Raw genomic sequence first — 20325 nt, 5'->3', positions numbered from 1 at the left:
TCTATATAGTATAGACTCGGGGCTTTAATCATTATTATCCTACGCTTCCTTCCAGGGTTAATGCGAGAAGTTTCTGTGCTTCAACAGCAAACTCCATCGGTAACTGGCTGAGTACTTCTTTCGCATAGCCATTTACGATCAATGCTACTGCTGATTCTTCATCTATACCACGTTGTAAGCAATAGAAGATCTGGTCTTCACCGATCTTGGATGTAGTTGCTTCGTGCTCGATCTTCGCAGAGTTATTCTCAACATCGATATAGGGGAAGGTATGCGCACCGCATTTATCGCCCATTAGTAAAGAATCACATTGAGAGAAGTTGCGTGCACCTTCTGCGCGTTTCATGATATGTACTTGTCCGCGGTAGCTATTCTGCGAATGACCAGCAGATATACCTTTGGATACAATACGTGACTTGGTATTCTTACCAATGTGAATCATCTTCGTTCCGGTATCAGCTTGCTGATAGTTGTTGGTTACGGCTACCGAATAAAATTCACCCATCGAGTTATCGCCTTTCAGGATACACGAAGGATATTTCCAGGTAATGGCTGATCCCGTTTCAACTTGCGTCCATGAAATCTTCGAGCCATCGCCAAAGCAAAGACCGCGTTTCGTAACGAAGTTATATATACCACCTTTGCCTTCTTTATCACCGGGATACCAGTTTTGCACGGTAGAGTATTTTACCTGTGCATCTTTCATCGCGTAGATCTCAACCACAGCCGCATGCAATTGATTTTCATCACGCATCGGTGCTGTACATCCTTCGAGGTAACTTACATAAGATCCCTCATCAGCAATAATCAGCGTACGCTCGAACTGTCCGGTGTTGGCAGCATTGATTCTAAAATAAGTTGATAATTCCATCGGGCAACGAACGCCTTTCGGAATGTAACAGAACGATCCGTCTGTAAACACTGCGGAGTTCAGTGCTGCAAAATAATTATCGTTGACAGGGACAACCGATCCCATATACTTCTTCACGAGATCAGGGTGCTTCAGCACAGCCTCACTGAAGGAACAGAATATAATTCCAAGTTCTCCCAGCGTCTCCTTAAATGTAGTGGCAACCGAAACACTGTCTATCACAGCATCAACGGCCACACCGGTAAGTCTCTTCTGTTCTGTTAGAGAGATTCCCAGTTTTTCGAAAGTCTTTATCAATTCGGGGTCTACATCTTCCAGATTCTTCGGTGTTATCTTCTGCTTGGGTGCCGAGTAATAGATAACATCCTGGTAATTGATAGGAGGGTAGGTAACGTTTGGCCAGGTAGGCTCTTTCATTTTAGTCCACTGGCGGTATGCATCCAGACGCCATTCAAGTAACCATTCCGGCTCATTCTTCTTGGAAGAAATGAATCGTATAATATCTTCGTTCAACCCTTTGGGAGCAGAATCGGTCTCGATGTTGGTGGACCAGCCGTGCTCGTATTCCTTGGAAGTTAACGCTTCTAATACCTGATTATCTTTACTCATTCAATTCGTCTATTTAGACTGATTATAAACCTACAAAGCTATAACAAAAATGAGATTTTTAGGTTCTCTACCGTGTTTATTTCCCCATAGAAGTTTTCTATCGCCTTATAAAGCATTTGACAGCGCGGAATTATGATCTCTCCGTTAATCAATCAATTAGAAGTCAAGGACATAAAAAATCCCAGCCTTCTAAGGCCAGGATCAAAGTTTCTTTCGAATGGTGTAGTTATTATAAAAGATTGGCGTTGGTTCAGGTCAGGTTAAGGCTGCGGTCCAGACTTTCTTCGAGAGAGATCATCGTCTCCGTACGTTCAATGCCTTCAACCTGTTGTATTTTATCATGAAGCACTTGCTTCAGGTGATTCGTGTCTTTGCAATGTATTTTGGTAAACATACTATAGTTACCGGTTGTATAATGGATGCTGGTGATTTCGGGAATAGCCTTAAGCTTCGCCATCACCTGATCATACAAGGCACTCTTCTGTAAGAATATCCCGATAAAAGCGGTGATGTCGTACCCGAGTTTTGCATAGTTAACTTTAAGTGTAGTCTTTTCAACAATCCCGGCTTCTTCCATTTTGTTCATGCGTACGTGCACTGTACCACCCGAAACGAAAGCTTTTTTGGCAACTTCTGTATAAGGTTTCTTTGCATCCTGCATCAGAATCTCAAGAATCTTCAGATCCACATTGTCAACTTTATAATTTTCGGCCATATTGAAATCTGGTTTTAAGTTTAATTCAAAAATATGAAATAAAATTGAAAAGTATACAAATATTCTGATCGTTTATTGATTCAGGTACTAGTTTAGGTGTTACTTTGTTACATAATTTACAACGAGACGCACTGAAAAACACACTCACACTCAAAACCCACACACATCTATTGTAGGGTGTTGGAATTTGGCAGACATGCCCTCCGGTCTCGAGGGTGGAGATTACAGGATAAAGTCCAGCCTTTGGCGACCTAACTGCTCCGTGGAGGTTCGAGCCCTCCCTCTACAGCAAAGTCCTCCGATAACTTATCGGGGGCAACACACACACGCATCACACAACATATTGTAGGGTGTTGAAACTGGCAGACATGCCCTCCGGTCTCGGGGGTGAAGGTAAACGGAATAAAGCAATGCACCCTGATCTCGCTTCTTCATGAAACAAGATCAGGTCAACGTCTAACCGCTTCGTGGAGGTTCGAATCCTTCTCCTACAGCAGCTCAGTTTAGGTTAATGAGTTATTCAGAGCTACCCGCTTCTCCAGGAGAGGCGGGTTTATTTTTTTATGGAGTTCTGTGACAAGCTGCTGTTTTTTATTCTAAAGATTTGGTTCTCATTACCACTATATAAATCTTGTAATCTGATTTGATTTGCTGGCAAACAATCGTTTGCTTTGGGAATCTTTACAGAAGAAATTTAAGAGCGAACATACTATGAAGGATTTCCCTTGGTTCAAGCATTATCCTAAAAGCACCCCTCACGAAATTAACTTGTATGATTACACCTCGTTAGTTGATCTCTTTGAAAAAAGTTGTGCGAAGTATAGCAACAGAGTTGCTTTCGTAAACATGGGAAAAGAGATGACCTTCAAAGAGGTTGATGAACTCTCCCGAAACTTTGCCGCTTATCTTCAGAGTCTTGGATTGAAAAAAGGAGATCGCATCGCTATCCAGATGCCCAACCTGCTTCAGTTTCCGATTGCTTTTTTTGGAGCACTGCGTGCCGGGTTAATAGTAGTGAATACAAATCCACTCTATACACCCAGAGAAATGGAGCATCAGTTTAAAGATGCCCGGGTAAGCGCGATTGTTATCGTTGCAAATTTTGCTAACCATCTTGAAAAGATACTCGCCAATACATCAATCAAACATATAATCGTTACACAGCTTGGCGATATGTTGGGTGGATTGAAGGGAACGCTCGTAAACTTCGTTGTAAAGTATATTAAGAAGATGGTTCCCGAATACAATCTTCCAAATGTTATTCCATTTAAAGACGCAGTAAAAAAAGGAGCATCGCTTAAATTCACAAAGCCTGATCTTAGTGTAAAAGATATAGCAGTATTGCAATATACGGGTGGCACTACAGGTATATCAAAGGGAGCAAAGCTTTCGCATGGAAATATTATAGCACACAACTCCATGATCACCGAATGGTTCAAGCCCTATATGTCGCAGGGAGGAGACGATCTGATCATCACGGCTATACCGATGTATCATATTTTCGCGCTGACGGTAAATGGTTTCCTGATGTTTAGCACGGGTGTTAAAAGTGTTATGATCACCAATCCGCGCGATATGAAAGGATTTGTGAAGGAGCTTGCTAAATATAGGTTTACGATCATTACAGGCGTTAATACATTGTTCAATGGTCTACTCAATACACCCGGATTTAAGGATCTTGATTTCAATGCGCTGAAAGGTGCTATAGGAGGAGGCATGGCAGTTCAGGATGTTGTAGCAAAGCGCTGGCAGGAAGTTACCGGAAAGCCTTTGATAGAAGGATATGGATTGAGTGAAACATCACCTGTGCTTTGCTGTAATCCGCTGGATGGAGGGCATCGCCTGGGAAGCATCGGTATACCTATGCCAAGCACCGAAGTAGCTATATTTGATGATAACGGAAAGCAGTTATCGCAAGGTGACACCGGAGAAATCTGTGCGCGTGGTCCACAGGTTATGTCGGGTTACTGGGAGAAGGATAACGAAGGTGTATTCTTTCCGGGGGAATGGTTTCGTACCGGAGATATAGGAAGGATGGATGACGATGGATATTTTAAGATCGTTGATCGTAAAAAGGACATGATCAAAGTATCCGGCTTTAATGTGTTCCCCAATGAAATTGAAAATGTTATTGCAGGACATCCCAAGGTTCTGGAAGTAGCAGCGATCGGAGTACCGGATGCTAAATCTGGTGAAGTAATCAAAGTATTTATAGTAAAGAAGGACCAGAGTTTGAATGAAGAAGAACTAAAAGCATTCTTTCATGAGAACTTTACCAACTATAAAGTACCAAAACATATTGAGTTTCGAACTGAATTACCAAAGACCAATGTTGGTAAAATACTAAGGCGTGCTTTAAAAGAACAGGAGGCAGCGACTACTACAGCGTAAAATTGTTTTGCGGAGAATATGTATACTACACATGTGTGCATATTAAACTTTACAATTAGATGTTTAAAAGTTGCCTGTCGCGTACAAGCATCGTAACTTCATGGTATAATAAACCCTTTAACTATGATTGGCTTTTTCGAGCATCAATATCTTTCCTATAAAAAGAATCACATTAAAAATCTTCTGGCGCTTGCCAAGGTGGATGGTCACATGCACGAGAAGGAAGAAGCGTTGCTATATAAAATCGGGAAGCGTTATGGGTTGAAAGATCGGCAGGTAAAGGAGCTTGTAGATAGTGATGAGAAGCATTTCATGAATGTACCGGACAATCATAACGACCGGATGAATCTTCTCTATGACCTGGTGCTTATGGTATATGCCGATGACGTTGTAGATAAACACGAAATCGAATTCTGTGAAGAAGCTGTGGAGCAATTTGGAATGAAAAAAGAACTTGTGAAATGGCTGCTCGAAGAATTTCATAAGGGCACACCACCGCCACCCGATGAATGGGAAGAAATCAAACGGGCAGCACGTGAGAATTTTTCAATACAAAATTGATATGGAAGGGGTAACTAAACAGTTGCCCCTTTATTTTTTATATAGACTCAAAATCCTACATGTCAAAACTTTACAGGTCACTGATCAGTTATGTTAATGAACTTTAAATAAATTAACTTTCAACGCGTTGCCATTAGCGGTAAATTAGACGCGAAAGCAGGAGACAGCTTATGGAAGAATTCAGAAAACTTACTACGCAGGAAAAGGCCCTGCGAATCAATTTAAGCAAATCAATATACGGATCATTTGCCGAGATAGGGGCGGGACAAGAAGTAGCGGCTAACTTTTTCAAAGTAGGGGGCGCCTCCGGCACAGTAGCGAAAACGATGTCGGCTTACGACATGAAATTCAGTGACGCTATCTATGGGGTATGCGATCGGTATGTTTGTGAAGACCGGTTGTTCCGGATGCTTGACCACGAATATGTATTGCTTCCCGAACGATTGCCACATCGCATCGAGAACACGCGCTTTTTTGCGTACGCGGATACCGTGGAAATCCTCAACTATGAGCGCACCAATCAGGGACACGGTTGGATTGGACTTCGTTTTCAACTCACACCGAAGAGCGAACCCAATGATTGCGTGATCCATGTGAAGATGCACGACACCGACCAGCTACAACAACAACTCGCGCTGGGTATAGTAGGTGTGAACTTATTATACGCTTGTAACTTTATGAGCGATCCGGAAGATATTCTGATGTCGTTACTCGATGGACTTACTGCACGCAGAATTGAAATCGATATGTTCCGGTTGTCGGGACCAGACTTCAAGCATGTGGACAATCGCCTGATGGCACTCAAGATGGTAAAGAATGGCCTGACAAAGGCAGCCATGTTTGGACCCGATGGCAATGTGATGCAGCCTTCGGATGAACTATATAAAAAGAACGTGCTCGTGTTGCGTGGTAGATTCAGACCGCCTACACATGTAAACGTTGATATGTTACTTACGTCACGCAGACATTTCAAACAAGAGAAGGACGTAGATCGCTCCAAGATCGTATTGCTTTCAGAACTTACGTTAAATGATCTTAGCCCCGATGGCAAGATCGATGAAAAAGATTTTCTTCATCGTGCAGATATACTTTGTTCGTTAGGACAGAATGTATTGATCTCAAATTACTTTGAATACTATCGCCTGGTGGATTACCTGTCGAAGATCACCAAAGGAAAGAAGATCGGTATCATTATGGGTATATATGCTCTGCAGAAAGTATTCGATGAGAAAACATACGAGAATACCCGCGGTGGAATTCTGGAATGCTTTGCCTCACTCTTCGGCTCCAACGTGAAGCTATATATATACCCTGCGTTGCGCAAAGATTCCGAGGAGCTGTTTACATTAAAAGATTTTGAGACCGAGTTACCTGCTAATCTCAAATACTTGTTCCGTTATCTGATGGACAATAATAAACTGGAGGATGTAAGTGATGCTGATTCGAGGAAGCTTCATATCATTTCCGACAATGTATTGGCGATGATCAGAAAAGGAGAGAACGGCTGGGAGAAATTTGTGCCCCATAAAGTAGAGGAAGCTATAAAAGAATACAATTTGTTTGATTATCCTTCACCGGATGAGAACGAAGTGCAATCCGTTTCTGTAGCAAGCTGACGCGATGAAGTTTCATAACGATGATCTTGCCAGATTGATCTTGCGACTCACGTGCGGAGGTATACTTCTCTTTCATGGCATCTTCAAAGTATTTGTAGATATACAACATGTAAAAAATCTAGTAACAGCTGCCGGTCTTCCGGCAGTTGTTGCATATGGCAGTATCATTGGCGAATGTATAGCACCCATCTTTGTAATCATTGGTTTTAAAACAAGACTTGCCGCGTTGGTCATTGCCATTAATATGTTTATGACCATTTGGGTTGCACATCGTGATATAGCCTTGAAACTAAACGATTATGGAGGCTGGATGATTGAAACCAACATGCTTTTCATGCTCACCGCACTGGCCATTTTCTTCACCGGTGCAGGCCGCTATAGCCTTTCAAAGGGAAAAGGACTGTGGGATTAAGCTCTCATGTGTCAACATTATAGAGACAAACGAAACCTTTAGACTGATAATCAAGTACTAAGAGTCTTTAAAAGAACCCTCAGTAAAGACCCTTATTGAAAGAAGTTTTAGATGTGGTAGCCCGTGACGGTATTCACCTGTCGGCTACCTGGTTTATGGCAGAAAGCCCACATGAAAAGGTGGTGCTGATCAATTCTGCCACCGGAGTGAGACAACAATACTATAGCGATTTTGCAAAATGGCTTTCACGTGAAGGCTTTCATGTATATACTTTCGATTACAGAGGTATAGGAAACTCACGTCCTGAAAAATTGGAAGATGCATTATACGACATGCACGATTGGTCCGTAGACGTTGATGCGATGATTGGCTATATCACGCATGTACATCCAGGCGCGCAATTGATCATCATCGGGCACAGTGTTGGCGGACAATTGATAGGCATGTCCAATCTGTCGACGTTTATCATGATCGGTTCACAAACTCCATACTGGAAGAACTATAAAGGCCTTGGTATAAAACTAAAATTGCTGATGTTCTGGTATCTCGCTATACCTATAGCGACAAAAGTATTTGGCTATTTTCCAGCATCTCGCTTAAAGTTGTTTGAAGACCTGCCCGCAGAAGTTGCGCGGCAATGGGCGCGATGGGCGAAGAATAAGAACTATATATTTGATGAATTGCCTTCTGAGAAGAAGTCGTTTGATACCTTGCAACAGCCGACATTAATGATCAGCTTCTCGGATGATGCGCTGGCACCATATGATGCTGTACTTGATCTGAAACGGTTTTATAGAAGTTTGAAAACAGAGCACTGGTACTTGACTCCGGAGGATGTCCTAAAAAAGAAAGTAGGGCATTTCGGTTTTTTCAGAAAAGATATGGAGGCTATTATATGGCGAGAGACCGTTCGCTGGATTGACAAAGATTTTTCCTCTGAAAAGAGACGAGCTGCATGAAAGGAAAGTTAATTCACCTATGGGCTGGTTTACAGGGCGATGTCCAGGCGCTATCTGCGGCATAAGTTTTGTTTGGGTGATTAAGCTTTTATACTTTTAGGACTATGAAAAAAATAATCAGCCTCATTTTAGTTATTCTTGTTACTCACACGCTTTATGCCCAGAACGATGCTATTTCTGCAGAAGGAAAAATCACCGACTCCCGTACCGGTAAAGGTATAAAAGCCAATATCCGCTATAGCAGTATCCCCACAGGCAGTATCTTCGGGCGTTTTAATGATAGTACATTTTCATTCTCAATTTTCGGAACTGCTAAATATCAGATTACGGCAGCCGCAGAAGGGTATAATCCCAGAACGGTTATAGTTGATCCGAAGGATATAGATGCCAACAAAAAAGTAATCCGTGATGTAGCATTAACTCCAAAAGGACAAACCATCATCCTTAATCACCTTATCTTTTCTCAAGGTAAATCTATAATTGATCCGAAATCATACGGAGAGCTCGATGAAGTCGTACAGATGATGAAAGAGAACACACGTATCGAAATACAACTTGAAGGTCATACTGATAATGTGGGAAGCCCGAAGGCAAACCTTGAACTTTCTCAAAGCCGTGTAGATGCTGTTAAGAAATACCTGGTGGAGAAAGGTATTTCAAAAGGGAGAATCCAGACTAAAGCATTTGGTGGCTCTCAACCACTGGCCAATGAAATGACACCGGACGCACGTTCCAAGAACAGACGCGTAGAGATGCGTATTCTGAAAGATTAAGTCGAAAGCATTTATTAACTTAAAAGCGCTAAGCAGATAAACTGGTTAGCGCTTTTTTTATGAGCAACGATTCAGCATTTATACATGTACCGTACCAGCAGATGTACGATACATTTCTTTCTATATTAAAAAAACACGGATTTACTCCTGACAATGGCGCACGGTGTGCAGAGATATTCTCTATCAACAGTGCAGAAGGAATCTATACCCATGGTATAAATCGCTTCCCGCGATTTATATCCTATATTAAAGACGGGTATATAAAAGTAGACCAGGCCCCTTCACGGAAAAGTGGTTTCGGTGCTATCGAGCAATGGGATGGCAATCTTGGCCCTGGGCCACTCAATGCTATATATGCAGCCGATCAGGCTATGGCATTAGCAACACAATATGGCATAGGATGTATAGCGTTGTCCAATACAAATCATTGGATGCGGGGAGGATATTACGGCTGGCACACAGCAAGCAAAGGATTCATATTTATAGGTTGGACAAATACCCTTGCCAATATGCCTGCCTGGGGCGCTACGGATAGTAAACTTGGTAATAATCCATTGGTAATAGCCGTGCCCTATAAAGATGAAGCTATCGTGCTGGATACAGCCATGTCGCAATATTCGTATGGCTCCCTGGATCTATACCGCTCCAAGAATCAAAAGCTGCCCGTGCCCGGAGGTTATGATGTTGATGGAAATCTCACGCAGGATGCTGATAAAATTCTTGCCTCCAGAAGAGTATTACCAATCGGTTATTGGAAAGGCTCAGGGTTGTCATTACTACTGGATATACTGGCCACTATACTTTCCGGAGGACTGTCCACGCACGAGATTTCAACGCGCGAAGCGGAACATGCCCTTTCTCAGGTATATATAGCAATCGATGTAGCGAAGCTCAGTCATTTTCCGGCTATAGCAAATTCGTTGGATCAGATCATCCACGATTATCATACTTCAAAACCTGAACATGGTAAAGATGTGCGCTATCCCGGTGAGCACATTGCACAGATCCGCGAAGCGAATATAAAATCTGGTATACCGGTAGCGAAAAGGATTTGGGACGAAATAGTCGGATTGGATGCTAGCCATTTGTAGCGAACCGGAATTTGTGACGTGGTAAGTAAAGATTCAATCCGTGTTCTGGTTCATGTCGATTTTATTTTCGAAATTGGGAGGGTTGTCAACCAACGTAATTTTTCACGTATTCTTTGGAAACAGAGCAAAGACTTTGCTTCTGGCGATAGCTGCGTTATTGTCCTGTAAGTATGGATTGTCCCAACCATCATCTCCAATTTTTGTATATAGCAACACATTCACCAGTGAGCAAGGATTATCGCAAAACAGTATTTCTTGTATAACCAAAGATCTGGATGGGTTCATGTGGATTGGTTCCGGTGATGGCCTTAACCGCTTCGATGGATATTCTTTTATACACTTCAGCCACTCAGATAGCGATTCTACAAGTATTAGCAATGATGTAATTCGATCTCTACTGCTGGATAGCAAGGGTCGACTATGGATAGGAACCTATAATGGTCTCAATCTTTATAACAGTGAGAAAGAGACCTTTCAGAAATTTCTAACCAGCCGCTCAGATAAAAATACCATCAGCCAGAATACAATCCTCTGTCAACTGGAAGACCGTAACCATAACCTTTGGGTGGGTACATACTGGGGATTGAACAAGATCAATCTGGAGACGTTCGATATCACACGCTACCATTACCGTGAAGACGGAACCGGGTTGGCAGACAATGCGGTAAATTCTCTGCTGGAAGACAGGAATGGAAAGATATGGGTATGTACTGGTAAAGGAATTAATATCATCGGAGCCAAGGGGGTAGAGCATACTATACCTCAGAGCATTGCACCTGATGGGTTAACGTCTACGCTGGTTGTAAATATAGTGCAGGATTCAACTGGTGCTATATATTTCGGTACCAATGGAAGTGGAGTGTTAAGGCTGGAAAATGAAAATGATCGAACGTTCGAATACTTTGTTCATACGCCAGGCAAACCTTCTATCGGTAACAATATTATTTCGTCCATGGCCATAGATCGCAATGGTATACTTCTCGTTGGTACAGATGGGTCTGGATTCTATCGATATGAAGGTAACAGTAAGTTTACACAAATTCTTATCCGGGAAAATCGCATCCTTAACAATGCAACGTTGCATACTATTTATATTGACGAGCAGAATAATTATTGGCTGGGGCTCTTTGGTGCAGGACTAACGTTTATATCCGGGGCGCGTCCCCGCTTTGAGTATTACCGGTACTTCAACGCTAACATGGAAAGTATTGGGAAAAATTCTGTGCTTGCGATCGCAGAAGATCACGATAAAAAGATATGGATTGGAACCGATGGGGCCGGGTTGTATAAGTTTGATCCGGTCACCAGGGAGTTTACATCGTATCTGCATTCTCCGAAAAACAAAAACAGCATCAGTACCAATGTGGCGAAGTCGCTGCTGGTCGATCATAAGAACAACCTATATATAGGTACCTTTGCCGGCGGATTAAACTATCTGGATACAAAGACGAATACCTTTACACGCTATATGCATCATCCGGATGATACAACCAGTATTAGCACCAACCACGTTTGGTCACTTCTGGAAGATGATAACCGGATTTATGTAGGACAATTGGGCGGACTAAATGAATTTCTCCCGGATAGAAAAGTATTCAATGTACTGACGATAGCAGGCGATAGTCGCATCACCACACAAACAGCATCGGTCTTCTGTATCCGTAAAGACAGGCAAGGGTATATCTGGATGGGAACGCGGTTGGCAGGTATACATCGGTATGATCCTAAGACAAGAACATTCAAGTCATTCTTAAATATACCCGGAGATTCATCGGGCTTACCAACAAATGAAATTATTCAGTTTACCCTGGATAATAACGGAAAACTTCTGGTCGGTACCGATGACAAGGGATTGATTCGGTTTGATCCTGAAACATTTTCTTTTAGTGAGCTTCTCCCGGATTTTCGCGAAGAGAGTATACCTTCGGTACTCGAGGACGATTCTCTTAACCTTTGGTTTACTTCTTTCGATGGCCTGCATCGATATGACCCTGCACATGACAGGATCTTTAATTATACGATAGCTGATGGCCTGCAAGGCGTACAGTATAATGAGGGAGCGCGATTAAAAAGCTCGACAGGAGAATATTACTTTGGAGGCACGAACGGCCTGAATATATTTCGACCTGAAAAAGTGATGGAAGATCACAGCAAACCAAAAGTTGTGTTTACGAAGCTTAGCCTGTTTCATGATGCTGTGGAAATGAACGACAAGTCACAACTGTTATCGAAGAGTATATCGAAGCTTGAAACAATTACTTTCCAACCGGATCAAAATGTTTTCTCTATCGAGTTTGCATGTCTTGAATACAAGTTTCCAAAAAAGAACAAGTATCGATATCACCTGGTAGGTTTTGATAATGGCTGGAACAATATAGGTGAAAGCAGAATAGCCACGTATACTAATTTGCCGCCTGGTGATTATACACTTAAAGTAAGTGCTACCAATGGAGACGGGTATTGGAATGACGATGCCGCCAGTATACAAATTATTGTTGTTCCCAAGTGGCACCAACGGATGAGCGTTAAAGCCGGCCTGGCAATTTTACTTCTCATATTTACGCTTGTAGTTATTCACATGCGAACTAATTTTCTGTTTAAACAGAAACGAAAACTGGAAGAGTTGGTAACATTGCGTACAAAGTTAGTGGAGGCACAAAAAGAAGAAATCAAAGAGAAGAATGAGAAGTTGGAGCAAGTATATGAAGAGGTAAATTCTGTAAATGAAGAGCTCCAGCGAGTTAATTCAAATCTGGAAAAACTTGTTGAAAATAGAACAGAAGAACTCAAGCTCACCATCGAGCAACTTATTGAAACCGATAAAGGACTTGATACATTTCTTTACCGGTCCAGTCATGACTTAAGAGGTCCAATCACATCGCTACTCGGTTTGGCGCGGCTGGCCAAAATGCAAAATCAACAGGAAGAATTAAACGCCTACTTTTCCAATATAGAGTATACTGCTAGTCGTATGTTACGACTTCTCGGGCGGTTAAGTGATACCGGTACATTGTTTCGCTCCAAACGTGAAATTGAAAATATACGTGTTGATGAATTTATTCAATCTCTGAAAAATCAACTGAATACTATTAATACCAGCAACGAAGTAAGAATAGAAATAGAAAATAAAGTGGGTGAATCTCTCATGAGTGATCCCGTTTTGCTGAATCATATTGTTGTAAACCTCATGGAGAACAGTATTGTCTTCCGAAAAGAAGATCCGTTTGTCAAGGCTATATTTTACCTCGAAAACCAACAGTTAATTATTCAAGTGATAGACAATGGAATTGGTATTCCTCAGGATGTACGCAATAGAATATTCGAAATGTTCTATAGGGGATCAGACAAGTCAATCGGTAATGGATTGGGTTTATTTATAGTAAAGAAAGCACTTGAAATTTTAGGTGGAACCATCACCATCGAAAGCGAGCGAAGGCAATTAACTACAGTAACCGTTCGCATACCGCTCAACAATGCGGATATACCTAAAAGTATAGATTCCAATCATCCAGTGTAAGCTACATCGTTGAAAGCCTACTGTCCGCTTTTCAATCGCTTGTCGTATTCAAGCTGCAGGCTATTTATAGTGGCATCATAGGAGGGACGATCGTTGAAAGCTTCAGGACGATAAGAGTCACCGGGTTTTCGTTTGTCGTGTAAGTCAAACTGACTGGCGTGTGATGCGACCCAAAGATCGAAGTCAAGTTTTTTCATAGAGGCCAAGGTATATTTGAAATCCTTTCCAATGTTTGGATAGGAAGGCATCCCTGAAATCCTGGTCATCGAAAGCATAGTAGGCATGTTTGCAATCAACACCTTCCATGAACGCTTGTCGTCTTTGGTATCTACTAAAAAACTCGTTGCACCTTTCGTGTGCCCAGGATGGTGAAGGACTTTTAATTTTGTGTCTCCGAGCTTTAGTATATCACCATCGTGTAACAAGCGATCCGCTGTTACCGGAGTAAAAAGACCGCTCTTGCCACCAAACGCGAAATCTGATTTTCCACCATCAGCCAAAACTTTTGCATCGGCTTCATTCGCCATCATCGTTGCCCCGGTAATTTTTTTTATCTCCGCCATTCCGGCCACATGGTCAAAATGCGCCTGGGTGGTTAGCAAGAATTTGATATCGGTAAATTTAAAGCCAAGCGACTCTACGTTTTTACGAATCATTGAAACAGATTCTTCAAGACCTGTATTAATAAGTGCATGTCCTTCAGCACTCACGATAAGATAGCACGCAAGGTCGTACGAGCCAACATAGTATATATCGCCCGCAACACGAAATGGCTCGGTTGGTTTTGTCCATGTTGAATCCTGATATGAAAGCGCGCCTGAATTTTGTGCAGCGGAAATCAATGTAGAAGACAAAAGAAGCAATAGTATAAGTGAGGGAAGAAAAGTTTTTAACATCTGTGAATAAAAATTAGACTTGTACGGATGATGATTTAGTTTGGGAGCTAAAGACAAATGCAATTGTCTTATGTATCAAAAGTATGAGGATTTAATTTCATACCCCAAATTTTCATGAAATTTTGATAGTGGATTTCTGATTCAAAGTTTAGAACCCCAAATTATATTTATGAGTAGCCAAGTGGCTTGAAAAAAGGAAGGGTATAGGAAGGCCAAAGAGCCTTACCTTGGCCTTAGAAACCTATTGAAAACTAAGCTGAACCCATTAATATCTGGAAGATAGCCAGTTTGTCATGAAAGCATGTTTATCCTAAATGGTATCAGATCGAAAGTAATAAGGAGTCAATGAGTTAATTTTCAATATCTATATTTGGGGAAAGGAATCATTTACGCCTTCTCGGATAACAGATGATCAGTAACAATTAACGGTTAACGAATTAATAAATGAAAGTAAATATACCTTTTATAGCGTTACTTATATATATAGCATTTACGATAGTAAGCTGCTCCGATGATGAACCTGTGAAAGCAGAGAATATACAAGACGAATTGCTGAAAGCCGTTAATATACTTCGCAGCACAGGCTGCCAATGCGGACAAGATACTATGCCACCAGTAGCCGCATTAACCTGGAATGATACACTTGAAAGTGTCGCACTTGATCATGCACGCGATATGTATACCCATAATTACTTCAGTCATTTATCACAAGACGGAACTCCACCCATTGCCAGAGCGCAGCAGGCAGGATATGCGGGTATATATGTAGGCGAGAATATTGCGCGCGGATACTTTAATGTTGCCGATGTAATGGAAGGATGGAAGGAAAGCGAAAATCATTGTAAGAACCTCATGGATACTATATATCTCGAAGTTGGCGGTGCAAGTATAGCTGGTTATTGGGTGCTTGATTTTGGTAAAAGAGACTGAAAATTACATTTTCAATCGTTTGCTGTATCGAAATCGTACCGCACTTTAGAATATTTGATACCCTCACTTATCCATTTGACCCTAAAATGGAAACAAAAAGTCCTGTTGGTAGCGATACTTTTATGCAAACGTTTTAAACCAACAAAACATGAGAAAAATTTTTACATTCCTTTTTGTCGCAAGCATTATTTTAGGTTGTCAGGATGAAGATGTTCAACCCTCTAACAGCGCTGAAGTTCTGGCAGCATGGGGAGCTACAGGAGCATGGGCCAGTTGGTCCAACGGTGGGTATACTGTCTATAATAATGTATGGGGACAAAAGGCAGGTCCTGGTCCTCAATCTATTTGGGCGAATTCGTATAGTAACTGGGGAGTATGGGCAAACCATCCCAATACAGATGGTATAAAGGCTTATCCGAACTCTACACGTTATATAGGTCGCACATTAAGTTCTTTAAATTCCTGTACAAGTAGTATCAGTATTACTACTCCTCCGGGCGGAGCCTGGACTGCTTCTTTCGATGTATGGGATAAGGCCAAGCAACATGAGATTATGCTATGGATGAATTATACCAGCAATCCAAACGGAAGTGGTAACATTAAACCTATATCCTATAATTGGAATGCTCTGGGTTATCCCATTCCTACGCATACTAATGTCTCAGTAGGTGGACATACGTGGAATGTGTTTCGTGGCTACAATGGAAACAACATGGTGTACTCTTTTCTGCGCACGACCAAAACCAACAATGCAACTGTAAATCTGAAACCGATTATGGACTGGGTAAGAGCGCGTGGCTGGTTTGGAGATATAACTGTAGGAGATGTACAGTTTGGCTACGAGATAACATCTTCCAGCGGAGGACTTAACTATACCACAAAAAACTATTCAGTATCGTTTAACTAAATTGACGGTATAGTATATTTCATTCTCACAGTCCGCAGCTAACGCTTCGGGCTGTGAGTCATGATTTGCGAGTTGTATCGGAGAGTTGGTAATCTGGTAAAATCTTGCCGCGAAATGAAAGTTTATCCTAAAGAGATCATCTTCAAACAAACTGGAGCGGGCACTTTAAGGGGTTTACCGACAGGCGTGAGCTTACCCGTTTTCGGATTGATACGAAATATAGCAATGGTATCTGTATCCTGGTGAGCCACAAATATATATTCTCCCTTCGCATCGATCATGAAGTTACGTGGAGTGCTGCCACCTGTTGTCTGCTGCCCGGTGAGTTTTATTTTACCATCAGCACCGATGGAATAAATACTCAAACCGTTATATCCCCGGTTAGACATATACAGGAATTTTCCTTTCGGATCGACATGTATATCAGCACTTGTATTTTTACCTGTGAAGGTTTTTGGTAAGGAAAGAACAGAGTCTTGCAGAATGCTAAGATCACCCGTCTTCTTATCTACTTTGAAAACAGCAACGGTAGAAGTCAGTTCTTCTGCTACATACATATAGTTACCGGATGGATGAAAAGTAAAGTGTCGCGGACCTGTCCCCGGTTTTACAGATGCTTCTTTTTGTTTGGAATCTTCCAGCGTTCCTTTTTTCAGGTTGAAATTATAGATATAGATCTTATCCGTGCCCAGGTCAGCAGCATACAGAAAGCGATTGTCTGGAGAGATCAACGCAGAGTGTAAATGTGAACTTTGCTGACGGTCTGGATTTATACTGTTGCCTATATATTTCTTGGAGTCAGATGGATTGCCTACGAGTCCGTCTTCAAACAACGGGAGCACCACCAAGTTGCCTTCGTTATAGTTCGATACAAAAGCATATTGGCCTGTTTTATCAAAACTGATGTGACAAGGATCGGCACCAAATGAAGAGCGCGTATTCAGCGTGTTTAATTTACCCGTCTTTTGATCAATGGTATAGGCTGCTACAGAACCACCCGTTTCATTCTCACTTGCTTTGCCACGATTTACAGAGTATAAAAATTTGCGTGTAGGATGAATACCGAGGAAGGAGGGACTCTCCAGTCCGGTAACGGTTTGGACCAGCGTAAATGATTTCTTCGCGCGGTTAAAAGTATAGATATAGATGCCTTCACTGCCACGAACACTAAATGTGCCCACGTACAGGAATTCTTTTTTAGTTTGTGCAGTAGACGGAAGGAGAGAAAGGGCTACAAATAGCAGGCAAAGTAAACTTCTTGTCATAGTACGGTTGCAGGTAAAGCAATAAATTGAAGATAGCGCAAATTTCTTAAACGGTAACTTCTTTATGCTTTTGAATGCTGATTTTTTTTGAATGTGCCAGCGAAGCATATAGCGCACCGCTTGGTTTCATCATGCGGTTCTTGGTTTTTAGATCACATTCATATAGCCCGAAGCGCATGGAAGGGCCCAGATGCCATTCGAAGTTGTCCCATGTACTCCAGAAATAATATCCGCGTATATCAATACCATCCTTGATAGCCTGGTGCATAACCTCAGCATAATCCTGTATTGCCTGCAGCCTGAGGAAATCACTTTCATCGCATACACCATTCTCAGTAATGATGATGGGCTTCTTGTATTTATTCCAGTAACGGTCCAGGCACACGCGCATTCCTTCCGGGTAATATTCCCAGATGTCATCATGCTTTCTGCCGAGCTCTCTTATTTTATGTGGTGTTTGTAAATAGGTAATGGGCAACGGGTCATGTGGAATGCGTCCGTAATAACTCATCCCGAAGAAATCTACTTTTTCGAAATGACTCGGTACATAATCCATAAACCACCAGTCGCTGAGACGAGCGGGGAACCAGCCTAATATATTCTCGGCAGAGAATACCGTTGCGTTGTGAGATATACCCACCGGTTGATCGGGCAGTTTCGTTTTGATATAGTCATATACTATATCATGAGCCTTTCCCATATTGATCACAACTTTGCCGGCGGTTAACGGATTGATCTTGAAAGGAGGGAAGAACCCTGTAATCCATCCATAGCTTGCATATACATTTGGTTCGTTAAAGGTATTCCAGTACGAAGTATATATACCAAATTCATCCACCACCTTTTTAGCGAAGTCTACCCACAATGCAATGTTCTCTTCACGCTCCCAGCCACCACGCTTGGCAAACCACAACGGGTTCGTGAAATGGTGGAGCACCATCATGATACCTATACCACGTGATTTTAATTGCTGTAATAGAGAATGGTAATGTTGTTTTGTTTCAGGATGAAAGTTGCCTAAAGGCTCACGCTGAAGTTTACTCCACATCAAACTCATCCTATAATTGGGAGCAAGGGAAGCGATGATGTTTACATCTTCCTCAATTCTAAGTTCGTGATCGGTAGTTTGCTCAAACAGAAAACCATCGCGCGATGTAAGTCCTTGCCAGTCGTGTTCGAAAGCAGTTTCAATTTGTGTTGCCGCTGTACTTGTTCCAAAGAAAAAGTGTTCCGGAAAAGTAAGTTTCATAGCTATTTGCGCGTCATAGCGCTCTGGGTGATTTCCCATTCCTTCCAGTACTTCCGGAGAATCCGGATGTCTTCTTCCATGCAAGGATATAGCATATCACATTTGGGGACTGGGGGTAATTGTCCTTGTGACAAATGCACCGAAGTTAATCCGCCTGTCCATTCGAAGTGACCAGGATCATACGGTGTCCTCCAGCGACCTCCCCAGCGCAAGCCGAGTTTTTCACCTTCAACACCAATCTTTTTCCAAAGCTCTTTATTATCCCATACGGCTACTGAATCAACAATCGGAACAACATCTATAGCAAGACCATATTGATGTTTGGAGCGGCCCGCACCCGAGCTGGTATATTTCTTTCCCATTACTTTATACTCATTTTGCTTTGCATGAGTACGATAAGATTCTACTACTGCAAGTTCAATTCCTTTTGCATGGCAGGCCGCGATCAACGTTCTGATCTGGTCGCGAAAATAGGGATGCAATGCGCGGATGTCGGTAATCATAGTCATCGCTCCGCGATCTTTACCAAATGTAAAATTCTCCACCGAGCTCCACTGCTTCCAGCCGTTGATGGTATCAACCGTAATTTCCATTTCTTCGGGAACCGCGGCAAAGATTGATGAGTCGATCGTAACGATGGGCTCTTCTACAGGTTCATTGTAAAACAGTTCAGCATGCTCACGGCAGTCGAATGGGGAAAATAATCCATCAAATTGAGCATGGGCTATAAAACTGAACGACACAAGGGAGAGAAGTAGCAAGGGCTTGACAAGATCACGCATTTGGCAACATCATTAAGGTTGCAAATATATGACATTTACTATACTATAACTTTACCATAACATTAAGGTTGTGCTGAAAAACTTACATCTGTATATACTGTAGTCTCATCCATGGCGATTGCTTCACAAAGCTTTGAGACTTTGGAGGGTCTTGCATTAGCAGATAAAAAAAAGAAGGGCTGCTCTGATTCAGAGCAGCCCTTCTTTTATAGGATGACGGCTTTTAATTCACGGCATTGTCTTTTGCCAGCTCATCCATAATGGACTGATACTTTGATTTCAAACTCTCATCACTGCTGATCGCTTTCTTTACTTTGTTGAATGCCGCAGCACCAACATAGTCTTTCGCCAGCAATTGATACGTTTCCTTGATCTTCGCAGTACCTTCGTCTTTCTTAGCAATTACATCCTTCACAAATCTGATTTCGTCAGGAGTTGCATTCGCTTCGAGTAACTTCCCTTCATCACCAATGATCTTGAAAAGTTCATTGTAACGTTGTGCTGTTACAGTCTGATTCGTTGTAACCATCTGCTTGATTTGTCCAGTAAGAACAGCTTGCATTTCATTCACAGAATCCATAGCAACCGCATATTTCTTCAACTCCTCATCGGTGACGGCCGCAGCGTCTTGCGCGAATAACGGTGCAGAAAAAAGCGCCATGAAACACACCAGGCTAAAAAACTTCAACTTCATACGATTGACTTTTTAAGGTGAAACTTCGATTTATTACAATACGCAGTATAACAAATTGAATGTTGAAACAATCGCGAGTTAACGCTA

General features: G+C 42.0%; 17 protein-coding genes. 10 read left to right on the top strand and 7 right to left on the bottom strand.

The features are described 5' to 3' along the window. Window positions 1-34: 34 nt before the first annotated feature. Together sufB and B5Y40_RS21090 are read right to left on the bottom strand one after the other, a co-directional pair. A complete protein-coding gene (gene sufB / locus B5Y40_RS21095) occupies window positions 35-1480 on the bottom strand; it encodes a Fe-S cluster assembly protein SufB (protein ID WP_079688823.1) in 1446 nt (481 codons plus the stop codon). 250 nt (window positions 1481-1730) lie between these two features. Continuing rightward, the gene (locus B5Y40_RS21090; protein ID WP_079688822.1) at window positions 1731-2195 is read right to left on the bottom strand and encodes an Lrp/AsnC ligand binding domain-containing protein; all 465 of its coding nucleotides are present in this window, start codon (window positions 2193-2195) and stop codon (window positions 1731-1733) included. A 711-nt stretch (window positions 2196-2906) separates the two neighbouring features. On the opposite strand from B5Y40_RS21090, the gene B5Y40_RS21085 reads away from it, so the two are divergent. The 8 genes from B5Y40_RS21085 to B5Y40_RS21050 all read left to right on the top strand — a co-directional run bounded on the left by B5Y40_RS21085 (window position 2907) and on the right by B5Y40_RS21050 (window position 13515). Then, entirely contained in the window at window positions 2907-4586 is a 1680-nt protein-coding gene (locus B5Y40_RS21085; protein WP_079688821.1) for an AMP-binding protein, read from the top strand. Between the two features lie 123 nt (window positions 4587-4709). Further along, entirely contained in the window at window positions 4710-5147 is a 438-nt protein-coding gene (locus tag B5Y40_RS21080) for a tellurite resistance TerB family protein (protein ID WP_079688820.1), read from the top strand. Window positions 5148-5317: 170 nt separating this feature from the next. Further along, window positions 5318-6763 carry a nicotinate-nucleotide adenylyltransferase gene (locus tag B5Y40_RS21075; RefSeq protein ID WP_079688819.1) on the top strand — a complete coding sequence of 482 codons (1446 nt, stop codon included), beginning with the start codon at window positions 5318-5320 and terminating at the stop codon, window positions 6761-6763. Window positions 6764-6767: 4 nt separating this feature from the next. Next, complete coding sequence (locus tag B5Y40_RS21070) at window positions 6768-7175, top strand: DoxX family protein (protein ID WP_079688818.1); 408 nt, start codon at window positions 6768-6770, stop codon at window positions 7173-7175. A 95-nt stretch (window positions 7176-7270) separates the two neighbouring features. Next, window positions 7271-8134 carry an alpha/beta hydrolase family protein gene (locus tag B5Y40_RS21065; RefSeq protein WP_079688817.1) on the top strand — a complete coding sequence of 288 codons (864 nt, stop codon included), beginning with the start codon at window positions 7271-7273 and terminating at the stop codon, window positions 8132-8134. 104 nt (window positions 8135-8238) lie between these two features. Then, window positions 8239-8907, top strand: coding sequence for an OmpA family protein (locus tag B5Y40_RS21060; protein WP_079688816.1), 669 nt, complete (start codon window positions 8239-8241; stop codon window positions 8905-8907). 59 nt (window positions 8908-8966) lie between these two features. After that, entirely contained in the window at window positions 8967-9998 is a 1032-nt protein-coding gene (yiaK, locus tag B5Y40_RS21055; protein WP_079688815.1) for a 3-dehydro-L-gulonate 2-dehydrogenase, read from the top strand. Window positions 9999-10050: 52 nt separating this feature from the next. Further along, window positions 10051-13515, top strand: coding sequence for a ligand-binding sensor domain-containing protein (locus B5Y40_RS21050; RefSeq protein WP_143785867.1), 3465 nt, complete (start codon window positions 10051-10053; stop codon window positions 13513-13515). Window positions 13516-13532: 17 nt separating this feature from the next. Here the strand turns inward: B5Y40_RS21050 and bla are convergent, their stop codons facing one another. Continuing rightward, the gene (gene bla / locus B5Y40_RS21045) at window positions 13533-14411 is read right to left on the bottom strand and encodes a subclass B3 metallo-beta-lactamase (RefSeq protein ID WP_079688813.1); all 879 of its coding nucleotides are present in this window, start codon (window positions 14409-14411) and stop codon (window positions 13533-13535) included. Window positions 14412-14855: 444 nt separating this feature from the next. Between bla and B5Y40_RS21040 the strand changes: the two genes are divergently transcribed. Both B5Y40_RS21040 and B5Y40_RS21035 read left to right on the top strand, forming a co-directional pair. Next, a complete protein-coding gene (locus tag B5Y40_RS21040) occupies window positions 14856-15341 on the top strand; it encodes a CAP domain-containing protein (protein WP_079688812.1) in 486 nt (161 codons plus the stop codon). A 148-nt stretch (window positions 15342-15489) separates the two neighbouring features. After that, complete coding sequence (locus B5Y40_RS21035; protein ID WP_079688811.1) at window positions 15490-16248, top strand: GH12 family glycosyl hydrolase domain-containing protein; 759 nt, start codon at window positions 15490-15492, stop codon at window positions 16246-16248. Window positions 16249-16370: 122 nt separating this feature from the next. Here the strand turns inward: B5Y40_RS21035 and B5Y40_RS21030 are convergent, their stop codons facing one another. The 4 genes from B5Y40_RS21030 to B5Y40_RS21015 all read right to left on the bottom strand — a co-directional run bounded on the left by B5Y40_RS21030 (window position 16371) and on the right by B5Y40_RS21015 (window position 20238). Continuing rightward, a complete protein-coding gene (locus B5Y40_RS21030; protein WP_079688810.1) occupies window positions 16371-17513 on the bottom strand; it encodes a lactonase family protein in 1143 nt (380 codons plus the stop codon). Between the two features lie 46 nt (window positions 17514-17559). Next, window positions 17560-18762: a family 1 glycosylhydrolase gene (locus B5Y40_RS21025; RefSeq protein WP_159453768.1), complete on the bottom strand. Its 1203-nt coding sequence runs from the start codon at window positions 18760-18762 to the stop codon at window positions 17560-17562. Between the two features lie 2 nt (window positions 18763-18764). Beyond that, window positions 18765-19544 carry a M15 family metallopeptidase gene (locus B5Y40_RS21020; RefSeq protein WP_079689291.1) on the bottom strand — a complete coding sequence of 260 codons (780 nt, stop codon included), beginning with the start codon at window positions 19542-19544 and terminating at the stop codon, window positions 18765-18767. Between the two features lie 223 nt (window positions 19545-19767). Next, window positions 19768-20238 carry a hypothetical protein gene (locus B5Y40_RS21015; protein WP_143785866.1) on the bottom strand — a complete coding sequence of 157 codons (471 nt, stop codon included), beginning with the start codon at window positions 20236-20238 and terminating at the stop codon, window positions 19768-19770. Window positions 20239-20325: the final 87 nt, after the last annotated feature.

This window comes from Ohtaekwangia koreensis, from assembly GCF_900167975.1.
Taxonomy (GTDB): domain Bacteria; phylum Bacteroidota; class Bacteroidia; order Cytophagales; family Cyclobacteriaceae; genus Ohtaekwangia; species Ohtaekwangia koreensis.
Note: the sequence above shows the minus strand (reverse complement) of the source record. Positions and strands in the feature narration are given on the sequence as shown.